1 protein-coding gene is annotated in these 479 nt (G+C 63.5%); it reads right to left on the reverse strand.

The features are described from left to right. Positions 1-479, reverse strand: a 479-nt coding sequence (locus tag AWU74_RS08070; RefSeq protein WP_238580264.1) for a PfkB family carbohydrate kinase, incomplete at both ends; no start/stop codon positions are given.

The following is a 479-nucleotide window of genomic DNA, read 5'->3' on the forward strand; positions in this document are numbered from 1 at the left end:
CGCCCGTGTCGAGCGCGCCCGACGTTACCTCGACCTTTGCCGTTTGCGCCTCTATGCCGAGGCACATTTGAATGTCTTCCTCGTTTGCAATGAGCACGTCCGCCCATTTTGCCAGTTCCCGCATCACTTCGGGGGCTTTTTTGCCGTAGTTCCAGAGCTTCTTGCGGTAGTTCAGGTCGACGGAGACCGTCAGCCCCGCCGTCTTCGCCGTCTTCGCCGCCTCAAGCGCAGCGTCTGCCGCGCCCTGCGAGAGCGCGGGGGTGATTCCCGTCAGGTGGAACCACGCCGCGCCCGCAAAAATCGCCTTCCAGTCGAAGTCGCCGGGTTTGACGAGCGAGATGCTCGAATAGTCGCGGTCGTAGACGACGGCGGACGGGCGCTGCATTGCGCCGGCTTCAAGGTAGTAGACACCGACGCGACCCGCCGTCCGCCTGACAAACTGCACGTCAGCCCCGTAGCGGCGCACCTCATTTATGGCG

The sequence above is a fragment of the Treponema endosymbiont of Eucomonympha sp. genome, assembly GCF_001028545.1.